This is a genomic window from Arthrobacter echini (assembly GCF_008107445.1).
Taxonomy (GTDB): domain Bacteria; phylum Actinomycetota; class Actinomycetes; order Actinomycetales; family Micrococcaceae; genus Arthrobacter_D; species Arthrobacter_D echini_A.
Genome location: NZ_VSLD01000007.1, coordinates 132,148 through 148,571, shown reverse-complemented (window position 1 = coordinate 148,571; position 16,424 = coordinate 132,148). Strand labels below are relative to the sequence as shown.

Annotated in this window: 13 protein-coding genes; 11 read left to right on the top strand and 2 right to left on the bottom strand. The window is 67.4% G+C overall.

Features of this window, described 5'->3' with window-relative positions:
* The first annotated feature begins 88 nt into the window (after positions 1–88).
* From FQ377_RS12915 to FQ377_RS12880, 8 genes are all read left to right on the top strand, one after another.
* On the top strand, positions 89–1,906 hold the full coding sequence (locus tag FQ377_RS12915; RefSeq protein WP_148601672.1) for an ABC transporter ATP-binding protein: 1,818 nt from the start codon (positions 89–91) through the stop codon (positions 1,904–1,906).
* Between the two features lie 326 nt (positions 1,907–2,232).
* Positions 2,233–3,876 carry a peptide ABC transporter substrate-binding protein gene (locus FQ377_RS12910; RefSeq protein WP_148601671.1) on the top strand — a complete coding sequence of 548 codons (1,644 nt, stop codon included), beginning with the start codon at positions 2,233–2,235 and terminating at the stop codon, positions 3,874–3,876.
* A gap of 134 nt (positions 3,877–4,010) precedes the next feature.
* Complete coding sequence (locus FQ377_RS12905; protein WP_148601670.1) at positions 4,011–4,937, top strand: ABC transporter permease; 927 nt, start codon at positions 4,011–4,013, stop codon at positions 4,935–4,937.
* On the top strand, positions 4,930–5,937 hold the full coding sequence (locus tag FQ377_RS12900) for an ABC transporter permease (RefSeq protein ID WP_148601669.1): 1,008 nt from the start codon (positions 4,930–4,932) through the stop codon (positions 5,935–5,937). The genes FQ377_RS12905 and FQ377_RS12900 overlap by 8 nt, the downstream gene beginning before the upstream one ends.
* A gap of 14 nt (positions 5,938–5,951) precedes the next feature.
* A complete protein-coding gene (locus FQ377_RS12895; protein ID WP_148601709.1) occupies positions 5,952–7,661 on the top strand; it encodes a dipeptide ABC transporter ATP-binding protein in 1,710 nt (569 codons plus the stop codon).
* Between the two features lie 355 nt (positions 7,662–8,016).
* Positions 8,017–9,795: a BCCT family transporter gene (locus tag FQ377_RS12890; protein ID WP_148601668.1), complete on the top strand. Its 1,779-nt coding sequence runs from the start codon at positions 8,017–8,019 to the stop codon at positions 9,793–9,795.
* A gap of 189 nt (positions 9,796–9,984) precedes the next feature.
* Positions 9,985–11,901 carry a translational GTPase TypA gene (gene typA / locus FQ377_RS12885; protein WP_148601667.1) on the top strand — a complete coding sequence of 639 codons (1,917 nt, stop codon included), beginning with the start codon at positions 9,985–9,987 and terminating at the stop codon, positions 11,899–11,901.
* A 14-nt stretch (positions 11,902–11,915) separates the two neighbouring features.
* Positions 11,916–12,401: a hypothetical protein gene (locus FQ377_RS12880; RefSeq protein ID WP_148601666.1), complete on the top strand. Its 486-nt coding sequence runs from the start codon at positions 11,916–11,918 to the stop codon at positions 12,399–12,401.
* Here the strand turns inward: FQ377_RS12880 and FQ377_RS12875 are convergent.
* Both FQ377_RS12875 and FQ377_RS12870 read right to left on the bottom strand, forming a co-directional pair.
* Positions 12,364–12,858, bottom strand: a complete 495-nt coding sequence (locus FQ377_RS12875; protein ID WP_148601665.1) for an ArsR/SmtB family transcription factor — start codon at positions 12,856–12,858, stop codon at positions 12,364–12,366. The genes FQ377_RS12880 and FQ377_RS12875 overlap by 38 nt on opposite strands.
* Positions 12,859–13,037: 179 nt before the next feature.
* Positions 13,038–13,292 carry a putative acetyltransferase gene (locus FQ377_RS12870; protein WP_148601664.1) on the bottom strand — a complete coding sequence of 85 codons (255 nt, stop codon included), beginning with the start codon at positions 13,290–13,292 and terminating at the stop codon, positions 13,038–13,040.
* A 136-nt stretch (positions 13,293–13,428) separates the two neighbouring features.
* On the opposite strand from FQ377_RS12870, the gene fdxA reads away from it, so the two are divergent.
* The 3 genes from fdxA to FQ377_RS12855 all read left to right on the top strand — a co-directional run bounded on the left by fdxA (position 13,429) and on the right by FQ377_RS12855 (position 16,342).
* On the top strand, positions 13,429–13,755 hold the full coding sequence (fdxA, locus tag FQ377_RS12865; RefSeq protein WP_148601663.1) for a ferredoxin: 327 nt from the start codon (positions 13,429–13,431) through the stop codon (positions 13,753–13,755).
* Positions 13,756–14,910 (top strand): succinyldiaminopimelate transaminase, encoded by a 1,155-nt coding sequence (gene dapC / locus FQ377_RS12860; protein ID WP_262364457.1) that lies wholly within the window; start codon positions 13,756–13,758, stop codon positions 14,908–14,910.
* A gap of 148 nt (positions 14,911–15,058) precedes the next feature.
* On the top strand, positions 15,059–16,342 hold the full coding sequence (locus FQ377_RS12855; protein WP_148601662.1) for a citrate synthase: 1,284 nt from the start codon (positions 15,059–15,061) through the stop codon (positions 16,340–16,342).
* Positions 16,343–16,424 lie beyond the last annotated feature (82 nt).

Genomic DNA, 16,424 nt, shown 5'->3' with positions numbered 1-16,424 from the left:
GCTCAATAGTCCCAGCGAAACACCTGCCCGCGGCAATTCAGGAGACTCCGCTGCACCGCGGCGTCACCCCCACCAAGGAGATCCACTCATGAGCACTCAGGTCATCGGCGGCACCGGCGCGGGCCGCCCCGCGTCCCAGGGGCCCGTCCTCGAGGTCCGTCACCTCAGCGTGGACTTCGGCGTCGACAAGGAGTGGGTGCCCGCAGCGATCGATCTCAGCTATGAGGTCAACGCCGGTGAGGTGCTCGCGATCGTGGGGGAGTCTGGCTCGGGCAAGAGCGCCAGCTCCATGTCCCTGCTCGGGCTGCTCCCGGAGAACGCCCGCGTGACCGGTGAGGTCATGCTGAACGGGAAGTCCGTGCTGACCATGTCGCCCGCGCAGCTGCGGCAGATCCGCGGCAATGATGTGGCGGTCATCTTCCAGGAACCCATGACGGCCCTGAACCCCGTGTACACCGTGGGCTTCCAGATCGTGGAGACCCTCCGCCTGCACAACGCCATCTCGCCCGACGAGGCCCGGGAGCGTGCCATCCGCATGCTCCAACTGGTCGAATTGCCGGACCCCGAGAAGGCCTTCCGGTCCTATCCGCACCAGCTCTCCGGTGGCCAGCGCCAGCGGGCGATGATCGCGCAGTCGCTCTCGTGCGACCCGAAGCTCCTGATCGCCGACGAACCGACCACCGCACTCGACGTCACGGTGCAGGCCGAGATCCTCGACCTCATGCGCAATCTGAGGACTAAGCTCAACAGCGCCATCGTCCTGATCACGCACGACATGGGCGTGGTGGCCGATCTCGCCGACCGTATCGCCGTCATGCGCCAGGGCCGGATCGTGGAGACCGGCACCGCGGACCAGGTGTTCAACGACCCCCAGCACGAATACACGAAGGCGCTCCTCGCCGCCGTACCCCACCTCGGGCAGGGGGACGGGGCCGACGACGTCGACATCACCGCGGCCCTGGCAGCCGCCACCCACGGAGAACGCCAACCGGACGAGCACGCCGCCCCCGGACACGGCGCACCTGCCGCGGAGTCGCCCAGCGGCACCACCGCCGAGCCACGGCCCACGAGCGAGGCGATCCTCGAACTGATCGACGTCGCCATCGAGTATCCGAAGCAGGGCCGGGTGCCGGCCTTCCGCGCCGTGGAGGGCGCCAATCTGATTGTGTATCCCGGTCAGGTGATCGGCCTGGTGGGGGAGTCCGGGTCCGGCAAGACCACGATCGGCCGTGCCGCCGTGGGTCTCCTCCCCGTGGCCGCCGGGTCCCTGAAGGTGGTCGGCACGGACATCACCGGCTTCCGGCCCACCTCGAAGGAACTGGGGAAGGTGCGGCGTGATGTGGGGATGGTGTTCCAGGATCCGTCCTCGTCCCTGAATCCGCGCCTGCCGATCGGTGAGAGTATCGGCGAGCCGATGTTCCTCGCGAAGGAGGCGAGGGGCGCGGCGCTGCAGAAGCGCATCGAGACCCTCCTGGACCAGGTGGAGCTGCCGCGGTCCTACCGCAACAGGTACCCGCATGAACTCTCGGGGGGCCAGAAGCAGCGTGTCGGGATCGCCCGTGCGCTCTCGCTCAGGCCGAAGCTCATGGTGGCCGACGAACCCACCTCGGCCCTGGATGTCTCCGTCCAGGCCAAGGTGCTCGAACTCTTCCAGAACCTGCAGCGCGAACTGGGCTTCGCCTGCCTCTTCGTGACCCACGACCTCGCCGTGGTCGACGTGCTCGCCGACTACATCTGCGTCATGAAGCGTGGACGGATCGTGGAGCAGGGATCACGCGACCAGATCCTGCGCAGTCCGAAGGACCCCTACACGCAGCGACTGCTTGCTGCCGTGCCTTTGCCCGATCCCGAGAAGCAGCGGGTGCGCCGCGAATTGCGCGCCGAGCTCATGGCCTCGACCGACTGACCGTCCCGGTGGGCGCACGATCGGTTGCAGCGTCCGCAACACAGTGCGCCACCGTCGTCCTTCGCTGCGTCCTGCACCGGAGCGCAGCCGCTGCGGGTCCAGCTGTTACCGAAGCGTGATCCTCGGGGCCGGTCCCGCGAGGGGACGCGAGCGGCGGAGGTTCTCCGACCGCCCGAGCGCATCCAGCGGTGCGTGCGCCCAGGCGTGATGTTCGGCGCGGCAACGGAACGGGCATATGATCTTGCCCTGTGAGGTGGCTCTCCCCAGGGGAGGGCAACCGGACCGGCTGCATCGACGCCGGGAGAAACCAATACCAAGGAGGCGGAATGCGTTACACGCGCAGTTCCACAATGCTCAGCGTCGCGGCCATCGCCGTCCTCGCACTGAGTGCATGCGGCTCGGACACCGATTCCAGTTCGGACGGGGGCGGCGGCGGCGATACCGAGGCCGTCATCGTGGTGGACGGCTCGGAGCCCCAGAACCCGCTGATCCCCACCAGCACCAACGAGGTGGGTGGCGGCGCCATTCTCGATCTCGTCTTCGCCGGCCTGGTGAGCTACGACGCGGACGGCAAGTCCCAGAACGAGGTGGCCGAGTCCATCGAGACCGAGGACGCCCAGAACTACACGATCACGCTGAAGGAAGGCCAGACCTTCACCAACGGTGATCCCGTCACCGCGAACTCCTTCGTGGACGCGTGGAACTACGGTGCTGCTGCGAAGAACGCACAGCTCTCCAGCTACTTCTTCGAGAGCATCGAAGGCTACGACGAGGCCAGTGCCGAGGGCTCCACGGTGGAGACCATGAGCGGCCTCGAGGTCGTCGACGATCAGACCTTCACCGTCAAGCTGGCCCAGCCCGAGTCCGACTGGCCCCTGCGCCTGGGCTACAGCGCGTTCTACCCGCTGCCCGCCGTCGCCTTCGAGGACACGGCCGCGTTCGGCGAGAACCCGATCGGCAACGGTCCCTACATGTTCGCCTCCGACGGCGCCTGGCAGCACAACCAGCAGATCGAGCTCGTCCCGAACGACGAGTACGAGGGTCCGCAGGAAGCCCAGAACGGCGGCGTCACGTTCAAGATCTACCAGAACGACACGACGGCGTACCAGGACCTGATCTCGGACAACCTGGACGTCCTCAAGACGATCCCCACGTCCGACATCAAGAACTTCAAGAACGACCTGGGGGAGCGCTCCATCGAGTCGCCCTATGCGGGCAACCAGACCATCGCCATCCCGTACTACCTGCCGAACTGGGACGGCGAGGCCGGCAAGCTCCGCCGGCAGGCCCTGTCCATGGCGATCAACCGCGACGAGATCACCGAGGTGATTTTCAGCAACGGCCGCGAGCCCGCGAAGGAATTCACCGCGCCCGTCCTCGACGGTTTCAACCCCGATCTGCCGGGCAGCGAGAATCTCGAGTTCAACCCCGACGAGGCGAAGAAGCTGTGGGAGCAGGCGGAGGAGCTCGAGCCCTACGACGAGTCCGAGCCCCTGACGATCGGCTACAACGCTGACAAGGGCGACCACAAGACGTGGATCGAGGCCGTGGTGAACAACATCAAGAACAACCTCGACATCGAGGTGTCAGGCAAGCCGTACGCGACCTTCAAGGAAGCGCGGACCGATGCCACGGACGAGAAGCTCACGGGTGCGCTGCGCTCGGGCTGGCAGGCCGACTACCCGTCGCTGTACAACTTCCTCGGACCGATCCACGCCACCGGCGCCGGCTCCAACGATTCCCGGTACAGCAACCCCGAGTTCGACGAGAAGCTGACCGAGGGTCTTGCGGCCGAGTCCGTCGAAGAGGGCAACGAGATGATGAACGAGGCCCAGGAGATGATCCTGGAGGACCTCCCAGCCATCCCGCTGTGGTACCAGGTTGCCCAGGGCGGCTGGAGCAACAACGTGGACGGTGTGGAGTTCGGCTGGAACGGCGTCCCGCTGTACTACGCCATCACCGGCAAGTAGCCCATTGCGGTCAGGGGCCCGCCCGCACAGGGCGGGCCCCTTTCCGTGCCCCGAAGCAAAGGTACGACTTTCCCCATGATCAATGACCACCCGCGTCCCGTCCGGACGCGCCCCCTGCCGGGAGGAGCGCACCGATGACCTGGTACATCGTCCGACGCTTCCTGCAGATGATCCCCGTCTTCCTGGGGGCCACCCTCCTGGTGTACTTCCTCGTCTTCAGCCTTCCCGGCGACGCCACCGCCGCCATCTGCGGGGACCGCGGCTGCACCCCCGCCGTCGTCGCCGGTCTGCGTGAGCAGTACAACCTCGACGAGCCTTTCTTCATCCAGTACCTGCTCTATCTGAAGGGCGTACTCACCTTCGACCTCGGGACCAACTTCTCCGGCCGCCCCATCGCCACGATTATCGCCGAGGTCTTCCCGACCACGGCGAAGCTCGCCCTCATGGCGCTGGTCCTCGAGGCCGTCTTCGGGATCGTCTTCGGCCTCGTCGCCGGTCTGCGCAAGGGGAAGCTCTTCGACTCCTCGGTCCTCGTGCTCTCCCTCGTCGTCATCGCCGTCCCCATCTTCGTGCTCGGCTTCCTGATGCAGTTCCTGATCGGGGTCAAGCTGCAGTGGACCAACCCGACGGTCAGCGGCGACGCGACCTTCACGGAACTGATCCTGCCGGCGGTGGTGCTCGGACTCGTGTCCTTCGCCTACGTCCTGCGCCTCACCCGCACCAGCATCATCGAGAACGTCAATGCGGACTACGTGCGGACCGCGACGGCGAAGGGCCTGAGCCGCAAGCGCGTCGTCGTGGTGCACGTGCTGCGCAACTCGCTGATCCCTGTCGTGACCTTCCTCGGCGCCGATCTCGGCGCACTCATGGGCGGTGCGATCGTCACGGAGGGCATCTTCAACGTGAACGGGGTGGGCAACACCCTGTACCGCGCCGTGCTCAACGGCGACGGACCGATGGTCGTCTCGATCGTCACCTTCCTGATCCTCATCTTCGTGCTCGCCAACCTGCTGGTGGATCTCCTCTATGCGTGGCTGGACCCAAGGATTCGATATGCCTGAACCAACACCCTCCATCCCTACCGGCCCCCCCGCCCCCGTGACGCGCACCAAGACCTCCGCGTACGAGATCGAGCACTTCGTGGCGGATCTCGACGAGACGCCGATCAAGGCCACCGACAGCGCCGTGACCGACGACGCGCCCCGCAGCCTGTGGGGCGAGGCGTGGCGCAGCCTGCGCCGGCAGCCACTGTTCATCCTCAGCGCGATCCTGATTCTGGCGGTCATCTTCGTGGCGCTGTTCCCGGGTGTCTTCACCGACGAACCGCCGAACGAGAACTGCCTGCTGGAGAACTCCGACGGCGGACCCGCTCCGGGCCACCCGCTGGGCTTCACCGTGCAGGGCTGCGACATCCTGTCCCGCGTGGTGTACGGCACCCAGTCCTCGCTGACGGTCGGCCTGTTCGCCACCATCGGCGTGGTGATCATCGGCGGACTGATCGGTGCACTCGCGGGCTTCTTCGGCGGCTGGGTGGATGCCATCTTGGCGCGCCTCGGTGACATCTTCTTCGCCCTCCCGCTGATCCTCGGCGCGATCGTGGTGGTACAGCTGCCCGTCTTCCAGCAGAACCGCAACGTGTGGACGCTCGTGGTCATTCTCGTCGCCTTCGGCTGGCCGCAGATCGCGCGCATCACCCGGGCGGCGATCATCGAGGTGCGGAACGCGGACTTCATCACGGCGGCGCGTTCGCTCGGGGTGTCACCGCTGGGTGCGCTCGTCAAGCACGCGATCCCCAATGCGCTGGCACCCGTGATCGTCATCGCGACGATCTCCCTGGGTACCTTCATCGTGGCGGAATCGACGCTGTCCTTCCTCGGCATCGGGCTGCCCCCGAGCGTCATGTCCTGGGGCAATGACATCTTCGCCGCGAAGCCCTCCCTGCGGAGCAACCCCATGGCCATCTTCTGGCCCGGGCTGGCTCTGTCGATCACCGTTCTGAGCTTCATCATGCTGGGCGATGCCCTGCGTGACGCTCTCGATCCGAAGGCGCGCAAACGATGAGCCACAGTACTGGCATGGACGACGCTCGCGGCAGCACGGCGCGCGCCGGCGCGAACGAGGCAGTGCCCCTGCTCGAGCTGCGCGATCTGGCCATCACCTTCGCCACCTCGAACGGAGATGTGGAGGCGGTGCGCAACGCCCACCTGACCGTGATGCCCGGGGAGACCGTCGCGATCGTGGGGGAGTCGGGATCGGGCAAGTCGACGACGGCGCTCGCGGCCATCGGCCTCCTGCCCGGCAACGGACGGGTCTCCAACGGCAGCATCATCTTCGACGGCGAGGACATCACCCGTGCCTCCCAGAAGCGGATCGTGGAGCTGCGTGGATCCTCGATCGGCATGGTGCCGCAGGACCCGATGTCCAATCTGAACCCGGTCTGGAAGATCGGCTTCCAGGTCAGGGAGACACTGCGGGCCAACGGCCTGCCCAGTGGCACCCAGGATGTGGCGAAGGTGCTCGCGGAGGCGGGTCTGCCGGACGCGGAATCCCGCGCCAACCAGTATCCCCACGAGTTCTCGGGAGGCATGCGCCAGCGCGCGCTCATCGCGATCGGCCTGTCCTGCCGGCCGCGCCTGCTCATCGCCGACGAGCCGACGTCGGCACTGGACGTCACCGTCCAGCGCCAGATCCTCGACCACCTCGACACGATGACCGAGCAGCTCGGCACCGCCGTCCTGCTCATCACGCACGATCTCGGCCTCGCCGCGGAACGGGCGCACAAGGTGATCGTGATGTACCGGGGGCAGGTCGTGGAGGCGGGCCCCGCCCTGGAACTGTTGACGAACCCACGCCATCCGTACACGCAGAAGCTCGTGGCCTCGGCACCGTCCATCGCCTCGAGGCGTATCGCGTCGGCGAAGAAGGCGCGCGTGGTGAGCGGGGACGAACTGGCTCCCGCCGTCCCCAGGGACGCGGGGAAGGACACCGTGATCGAGGTGTCGGATCTCACCAAGGTCTTCAAGCTGCGGGGCAGCTGGGGCAGATCCACCGACTTCACCGCGGTGGACGACGTGTCCTTCTCGGTCCAGCGGGGCACCACCACGGCCGTGGTGGGCGAGTCCGGTTCGGGCAAGTCGACGGTCGCGAAGATGGTCCTGGGACTCGAGGACGCGACCTCCGGCAGCATCCGCTTCGACGGCGTGGACATCACCACCCTGGGGCGGAAGGATCTGTTCGACTTCCGCCGACGGGTCCAGCCGATCTTCCAGGATCCCTATGGGTCCCTCGATCCGATGTACAACATTTATCGGACCATCGAGGAGCCCCTGCGGGTCCACGGTATCGGCGACTCGAAGAGCCGGGAGAAGAAGGTCCGCGAACTGCTCGATCAGGTGGCGTTGCCGTCCTCGATGATGCAGCGCTTCCCCAACGAGCTCTCGGGCGGACAGCGGCAGCGCGTGGCGATCGCCCGTGCGCTGGCGCTGGACCCCGAGGTGGTCATCTGTGACGAGGCCGTCTCCGCCCTCGACGTGCTGGTGCAGGCGCAGATCCTCAATCTGCTGGCGGATCTGCAGTCCGAGCTCGGGCTGAGCTACCTCTTCATTACCCACGACCTGGCGGTGGTGCGGCAGATCGCCGACCACGTCGCCGTCATGGAGAAGGGGCGGCTCGTGGAACAGGGCACCACCGACGACGTGTTCGACAACCCTCAGACCGCGTATACGAAGGCGCTGCTGGCGGCCATTCCGGGCGCCGGTCTGGAACTGCCGCCCGAGGCTGCCTGACCCCGGGCCGGCAGGCGGGCCGGACGAGTCGATCGGCCCTGCTGAGCGGTCCCCGATACCGGGGGCCGCTCATTGCTTTATCAGGAGAACCGGGCCGCGAGTGTAACGATTGAGCTGTCACTGACCGGCGCGACTCCCAATTCCGACCCGGGCGCAATAGCGTTACGCATCCAGCCCTCCGTAGGGTTTCCTGAGGGACGACCGCGGAAATCCGGGCATCGTCCGCGCCTGGAGAGCGCCCGCCCCACCTCCCGGATCGTGGCCTCCTCTGTACTCTGGATAGCTGACGTCAGGTCCGAAGCCTGGATCCCAGACCTGTGCCAGAGGCACGTCGCACCCCAAAAGGAGAACATTCGTGAGTATCAAGTCTCGGGACGAGGCTGTCACCAGCCCGCCCCAGCCGACGGCGGGGGAGCGAGAGCGTCCCGCCCAGAGAGCACGACTGGCCCTGCCCGTCTTCATCCCGGCCTCGGTCCTGATCGCGGTCTTCGTGGCCTTCGCGCTCATTGCCCCCGATTCCGCCGCCACCCTCTTCGCCGGCATCCAGGAAAACGTGATCGGTGCCTTCGGCTGGTACTACGTGGCCCTCGTCGCCTTCTTCGTCGTGTTCTCCCTGTGGGTCGGCTTCAGCCGCTACGGTGACATCCGGCTCGGCAAGGACGATGACAAACCCGAGTTCTCCACCATGTCCTGGTTCGCCCTCCTCTTCGCCGCGGGCATGGGGATCGGCCTCGTGTTCTGGGGCGTCGCCGAACCGCTCAACCACTTCGCGAGTCCCCGCCCCGGCGTCACCGGGTCCGATCTGCAGCTCGGCCAGCAGGCCATCACGCAGACGTTCCTCCACTGGGGGCTGCACGCGTGGAGCATCTACGTGGTCGTGGGGCTGTCCATCGCCTACGCCGTGCACCGCCGTGGCCGCCCCATCTCCATCCGCTGGACACTCGAGCCGCTGCTCGGCGATCGTGTCAGGGGTGGCTGGGGCCACGCCATCGACGTCGTTGCACTCGTGGGAACCCTGTTCGGCGTGGCCACGTCGCTGGGCCTCGGTGTCCTCCAGATCTCCTCGGGCCTCGACAGCGCCGGTATCCTCGCGGCGACCAAGGCCACCCAGGTGGGTCTGATCCTCGCCATCACGGCCCTGACCATCCTCTCGGTGATCTCCGGGGTGGGCAAGGGCATGAAATGGCTCTCCAACATCAACCTGGTCCTCGCCGGCGTCCTGCTCCTCGTGGTGCTGTTCGCCGGGCCCACCCTCTTCCTGCTGCGCGAGTTCGTCCAGTCGATCGGCAACTACCTGCAGAACGTCGTAGGGCTGACCTTCAACACGCTGGCGTTCTCCGGGGCCGAGGGCGAAGCCTGGCAGGCGGCGTGGACCACCTTCTACTGGGGCTGGTGGATGTCCTGGGCGCCGTTCGTCGGCATCTTCATCGCCCGCATCTCCAAGGGCCGCACGGTGCGTGAGTTCGTGGCCGGCGTGCTGCTGGTACCCACCACGCTCGGGTTCCTCTGGTTCGCGGTGCTCGGCGGATCGGCCATCTACCGCGAGATCTTCGGTCAGGGCGGCCTGGTGGGCGACGACGGATCGGTGGACACCGAGAACGCCCTGTTCGGACTGCTCAGCGATCTCCCGGGCGGACCGGCGCTCCTGATCGGGGCAATCATCCTGATCGCCATCTTCTTCATCACCTCCGCCGACTCGGGCGCACTCGTCATGAGCATGATCTCCACGGGCGGCGACGCCAATCCGCGGAACTGGGTCCGCGTGTTCTGGGCCGTCCTCGCATCTCTCGTCGCGATCGCCCTGCTGCTGGTCGGCGACACCGGACTGAGTTCCATCCAGACGGCCGCGATCCTCACGGCCCTGCCCTTCAGTATCGTGATGCTCCTCATGACCGTCGCCACGGCGAAGGCCTTCCACCGCGAGCACAGGGCCAAGGAGGCAGCCCTCCAGCGGGTGGCCGCCACGGCCATGGCCGAGCGGGTCAGCGACCAGGTCAGCGAATCGATGTCCGGGCAGGTGGAGCGGCAGGTGCAGGAGCATCTCGCGGACTACTCGACGGAGACGCAGCGGGCCGGTGGCGATATACCGACGCCCGACGACGAGCGGGAGCCGCGCCGCTACCCGCACAGCTAGCACGCACGCGCACAGCACGACGGCGGTCCCCCTCCAGGAGGGCCGCCGTCGTGCGTCCACGACCGTTGCCGGACGAGCATTGACAGAGTCCATTAGGTCTGATTTTGTCCAGCGCCTAGAATGTGGTGAGGCGTGCACTGCAGCCGCCACCACTTTCCCAGCAGTAGACACGGAATTGAGTCCTTACGCATGTCTGAAACCGCAGGCAACACCGCTGTCCGCAGCGACCTCCGCAACGTAGCCATCGTGGCCCACGTTGACCACGGAAAAACTACCCTGGTCGACGCCATGCTCAAGCAGACCAACTCCTTCTCGGCCCACGGCGACGTGGCGGAGCGCGTCATGGATTCCGGTGATCTGGAGCGCGAGAAGGGCATCACCATTCTCGCCAAGAACACCACGGTGTTCTACGACGGGCCCTCCGCCAAGGGTGAGACCATCACCATCAACGTCATCGACACCCCGGGTCACGCCGACTTCGGCGGCGAGGTGGAACGTGGTCTCTCCATGGTCGACGGCGTCGTGCTCCTCGTGGATGCCTCCGAGGGCCCCCTGCCCCAGACCCGCTTCGTGCTCCGCAAGGCGCTGGCCGCCAAGCTTCCCGTGGTGCTGCTGGTCAACAAGACCGACCGCCCCGACTCCCGCATCGAGGAGGTCGTCAGCGAGTCCATGGACCTCCTGCTCGGTCTCGCCTCCGATCTGGCCGACGAGGTCCCCGATCTCGACCTCGACTCGATCCTGAATGTCCCGGTGGTGTACGCCGCGGCCCGCGCAGGGGCAGCCTCGCTCGAGCAGCCCGCCGACGGCAGCGTCCCCTCGAACGACAATCTGGAGCCCCTGTTCCAGACGATCATCGACCACATCCCGGCGCCCCGCTACAACCCCGACGGCGTTCTGCAGGCCCACGTCACCAACCTGGACGCCTCGCCCTTCCTGGGACGCCTGGCGCTGCTGCGGATCTTCAACGGCACGCTGCGCAAGGGCCAGCAAGTGGCCTGGGCCCGTCAGAACGGCGAGCTGAAGACCGTGAAGATCACCGAGCTCCTCGCCACGAAGGCGCTCGACCGTGTGCCCACCGATTCAGCCGGCCCGGGCGAGATCGTTGCCGTCGCCGGTATCGAGGGAATCACCATCGGCGAGACCCTGACGGACGTCGACAACCCGCAGCCACTGCCGCTGATCACCGTCGACGATCCCGCGATCTCCGTCACCATCGGTATCAACACCTCGCCGCTCGCCGGCAGGGTCAAGGGCGCGAAGGTCACCGCCCGCCAGGTCAAGGACCGCCTCGACAAGGAGCTGATCGGCAACGTCTCCCTTCGCGTGCTCCCCACGGCCCGCCCCGACGCCTGGGAGGTCCAGGGCCGCGGCGAGCTCGCCCTGGCCATCCTCGTCGAACAGATGCGTCGCGAGGGGTTCGAGCTGACCGTCGGCAAGCCGCAGGTGGTCACCCGGACCGTGGACGGCAAGATCCACGAGCCCATGGAACACATGACCATCGACGTCCCCGAGGAGTACCTGGGTGGCGTGACGCAGCTGCTGGCCGCGCGCAAGGGCCGCATGACGAACATGGCCAACCACGGCACGGGCTGGGTCCGCATGGAGTTCATCGTTCCCGCCCGGGGCCTCATCGGTTTCCGGACCCGCTTCCTGACCGACACCCGCGGCTCCGGGATCGCCGCGTCGATCTCCGAGGGCTACGAGCCCTGGGCCGGTGACATCGAGTACCGCACCAACGGCTCCATGATCGCCGACCGTGCAGGCGTGGTGACGCCGTTCGCGATGATCAACCTGCAGGAGCGTGGCTCGTTCTTCGTCCAGCCCACCTCCGAGGTGTACCAGGGCATGATCGTCGGCGAGAACTCACGCGCCGATGACATGGAGGTCAACATCACGAAGGAGAAGAAGCTCACCAACATGCGGGCGGCGTCGTCGGACTCCTTCGAGAATCTGACCCCGCCGCGCAATCTCACGCTCGAGGAATCCCTCGAGTTCGCGCGGGAGGACGAGTGCGTCGAGGTGACGCCCGAGTCCATCCGGATCCGCAAGGTCATCCTCGACGCCAACGAGCGCATGCGCGCCTCGCGGTCCCGCGCCCGCGCCTAGCGCGAGACGTCCGCATGCACGACGACGACGCCGGTACCTCCCCCACTGGGCGGGGCCGGCGTCCGTCGTTCCGGGGACTGCCCGGCGCTGTGGCGGCAGGAGGGGCGGCGGGGATCCTCGGGACCCTGCTCCACGCCCAGCTCCTGGTGGTCGGTGGCGCCCAGCTCCCCGTAGGGGCCCTGGGTGCCCTGGTCCTCGCATCGAGCCTCTTCCTGCTGAGCGGCCTCTGGGCCCGCAATGTCATCATGAGTGCGGTGGCCGGCGCGGTGGCATACGGCGTCGTCGCCCTGATCTCCACGGCACCCAGGACACTGATCCTCACAGGCTCCTCCGACATGGCCCCGGGGACGGCCCTGGCCGGGAATCTCTGGCTGTTCGGGGTGCTCGTGGTCACGCTGGTGGCGGTGGTGGTGGGTTCCGTGGTGCTCCGTCCACGGCGCGGGAGCGCCCCTCGGCCCGCGCCTAGTCGGCCGTCCGGTCAGGGTGATGGGCCAGCATGATGGAGGTGGCCTCGCCGTCCTCGTCGGGTCCTCGCCGGACGTAGTCGTCGAGCACCTCCTGCAGACGTCCCAGCAGCTCCGCCCGATGACCGCTGTTGAGCCGGACACCGAGTCTCCAGACCTCGATCTCCGCCGGCTGCAGTCCCTCGATCTCCTGGAGGAACGTGTCCACCAGCACGGGAGCGGAGTCGGGCACCCGGCTGCTCCAGGACAACCCGGTGGCCCGGTAGGGGATCTCGCGCGCGCCACGATTGCCGCTGCGGGCCTCATCGGCCGCGAGGAAACCCGTGGACAGCAGGGTGCGGACGTGGTGCAGGGCCGTGGCCGGATTGAGTGCGAGCGTCTGGGCGATCTCCTTGTTCGTCCTCGGCCTGTGGAGACAGAGGCGCAGGATCCGGAGGCGGATGGGCGAACTCAGCGCCCGGGCCCTGGCCTGGAGCTCCTCGTCGCTGTCCATGCCACGAGTGTACGGGAGCCCCTGTGACCGATTGATGTCTCCCAATCGCAGCGGTCCCGGGTCGGCGCGGCGTCTCCGGTCCGTCACCCGCCCGGTCCGTCACCCGCCCGGTCCGTCACCCGCCCGGTCCGTCACCCGCCCGGTCCGTCACCCGCCCGGTCCGTCACCCGCCCGGTGCGTCATCGGTCCGGTCCGTCGCCCGTGGGCCTGCGCCGTGGAGCACGCCGCGGCGGGGCGGGTGGGACGGTCTTCGCCGCGGTGACGTCGTCCAGCCGGACGACGTCGTCCCCGCGGCGTGTGCGCACCGTGCAGGTGGAGGCATCGAGGGACATCAGGTCACCGAGGGAATCCGTGAAGCCCCCGCTGATCCGGTGTCGGACGACCACCCTGGTTCCCAGCGGGAGGGTGGCGAGGAGCTCACCGGGTGTCTGCACACGTCAAGGGTAGCCGCGGCGCACAGCCCGCAGGCTCCGGAGGATCGGGGCAGGAGCGCTCGGCGCAGGTGCGTTAAGCTGGGAAGCGCACCGAGGAGTGCATCCGCAGACTTAGTCACAAGGAAAGGCGTGGGAAGTGACCTACGTAATCGCGCAGCCGTGCGTCGATGTCAAGGACAAGGCCTGTATCGAGGAGTGCCCGGTCGACTGCATCTACGAGGGTGAGCGATCGCTCTACATCCACCCCGACGAGTGTGTGGACTGCGGTGCCTGCGAGCCCGTGTGCCCGGTCGAGGCGATCTACTATGAGGACGACACCCCGGAGCAGTGGGCCGAGTACTACAAGGCCAATGTGGAGTTCTTCGACGAACTCGGTTCACCCGGTGGAGCCGCGAAGATCGGGAACACCGGCTTCGACCACCCGATCATCGCCGTCCTGCCGCCGCAGAACCAACCCGCGTAGGTGGCGGGCCGGGAGCCGACGCCGTTCGGCCTGCAGCTGCCGGGGTATCCGTGGGACTCCATGGCGCCGTTCCAGGAGATCGCGGCCCGGCACCCCGATGGCGTGGTGGACCTGTCGATCGGCACGCCCGTCGATCCCACGCCCGCGCTGATCCGGGAGGCCCTCGGCGCTGCAGCCGATGCCCACGGCTATCCCACCACCCACGGGACACTCGCGCTGCGGCAGGCAGTCAGTGCCTGGTTCGCCCGGCGCAGGGGCGTTCCCGGGCTCGACCCGCAGGACATCCTGCCGACGGTGGGCTCCAAGGAGCTCGTCGCCTGGCTGCCGCTCCTGCTCGGTCTCGGAAAGGGCGACGTCGTCGTGCGCCCCGCCATCGCCTACCCCACCTACGACATCGGGGCCCACCTCGCTGGAGCCACACCCGTGGCCTCCGACTCCCTCGCCGATCTCCCGCAGGACCTCCGGGACCGGGTGCGCCTGGTGTGGATCAACTCCCCGGGCAATCCGACGGGCGAGGTGCTCGACGCCCACCAGCTCCGCAGCATCGTGGACGACGCCCGGGCGCTCGGCGCCGTCGTCGCCTCCGACGAGTGCTACGGCGAACTCGGATGGGGTCGCTGGGATCCCGCGGGATCGGGAAGCGCCGTGCCGAGCATCCTCGACCCGCAGGTCTGTGGGGACTCCCACGAGCTCCTCCTGGCCGTCTACTCGCTGAGCAAGCAGTCCAATCTCGCCGGGTACCGGGCCGCCTTCACCGCGGGGGACCCAGCACTCATCGCGAGCCTCGTCAACTCCCGCAAGCACGCGGGCATGATCGTGCCGTACCCCGTGCAGGAGGCGATGCGCGTGGCCCTCGGGGACGACGCACACGTCGAGGAGCAGAAGGACCGCTACCGACGCCGGCGCGCACGGCTCCTCCCGGCACTCCGGGAAGCCGGCCTCACCATTCACGGGTCCGACGCCGGGCTGTACCTCTGGGCCTCGAGCGGGAAGCCGACATGGGAGACCATTGGTCGGCTCGCGGAGCTGGGGATCCTCGCGGGTCCCGGCTCCTTCTACGGGGACGCCGGCGAGGGCTTCGTCCGCTTCGCCCTGACCGGCAGCGACGAGCGGATCGACGCCGCTGTGACCCGTCTGGTCGGCGCCTCGCGCTGACTCTGAGGCAGCCCGCGGCGGCCGGGCGGAATTAGCGATCACGGTGGGCTGGCGGTAGCGTTTGGCCTGATGCTTGTCCCGGAGTGACACCTGTGCTCCGGCAGAGCGATGACGTGCTGACCTCGTGCCGGCCTCTGAAGGAGAATCAATGACAGAGCAGAATGCTGCGTCCCTCCACTACGACGGTGGCCGGCTCGAGTTGCCGCTGGTCCCGGCGGTGGAGGGCAACAACGGCTACGACGTGTCGAAGCTCCTGAAGCAGACGGGCCAGGTCACCTACGATCCCGGCTTCATGAACACCGCCGCCACCACCTCGGCCATCACCTACATCGACGGTGACGCCGGGATCCTGCGCTACCGCGGCTACCCCATCGAGGAGCTCGCGAAGGGCTCGAGCTTCCTCGAGGTGTCCTATCTGCTCATCTACGGCAACCTGCCCACGCCCGAGGAACTGAGCGCCTTCGACGGCCGGATCCGCCGCCACACGCTGCTGCACGAGGAGCTCAAGGGGTTCTTCGGCGGGTTCCCGCGCGACGCCCATCCCATGCCCGTGCTGTCCTCGGCCGTGTCGGCGCTGTCCACGTTCTACCAGGACTCGCTGGACCCCTTCGACGACGAGCAGGTGGAGCTGTCGACCTTCCGCCTCATGGCGAAGCTCCCGGTCATCGCGGCCTACGCGCACAAGAAGTCCATCGGGCAGCCCATGCTGTACCCGGACAACTCCATGAACCTGGTGGAGAACTTCCTGCGGCTCTCTTTCGGCCTGCCTGCCGAGCCGTACGACGTGGATCCCATGATGGTCAAGGCCCTGGATCTGCTGCTGATCCTGCACGCGGACCACGAGCAGAACTGCTCGACGTCGACCGTGCGCCTCGTGGGAAGCTCGAACGCCAACATGTTCGCCTCGGTCTCCGCCGGGATCAACGCCCTCTTCGGTCCGCTCCACGGCGGCGCCAACGAGGCCGTGTTGAACATGCTGCGCGACATCAAGTCCCAGGGCGTCAAGCCCGAGGACTTCATGGAGAAGGTCAAGAACAAGGAAGACGGCGTCAGGCTCATGGGCTTCGGACACCGCGTCTACAAGAACTACGACCCCCGGGCGAAGATCGTCAAGGCCACGGCGCACGACATCCTCAGCAAGCTCGGTGGCAATGACGAACTGCTCGACATCGCCATGCGGCTCGAGGAGAAGGCCCTCGCCGACGACTACTTCATCGAGCGCAAGCTGTACCCGAACGTCGACTTCTACACCGGCCTGATCTACAAGGCCATGGGCTTCCCGGAGAAGATGTTCACGGTGCTCTTCGCCATCGGTCGACTGCCGGGCTGGATCGCCCAGTGGCGCGAGATGATGCAGGATCCGCAGACCAAGATCGGCCGCCCGCGCCAGCTGTACACGGGCGAGGGGGAGCGACACTACCCCGCACGCTGAGCACGGCGTCCTGAACTGTCCGACGGCGGCCACCCACCCTCACGGGGGAGGGCGGCCGCCGTCGTCGTGTGCGCGGTCGTCG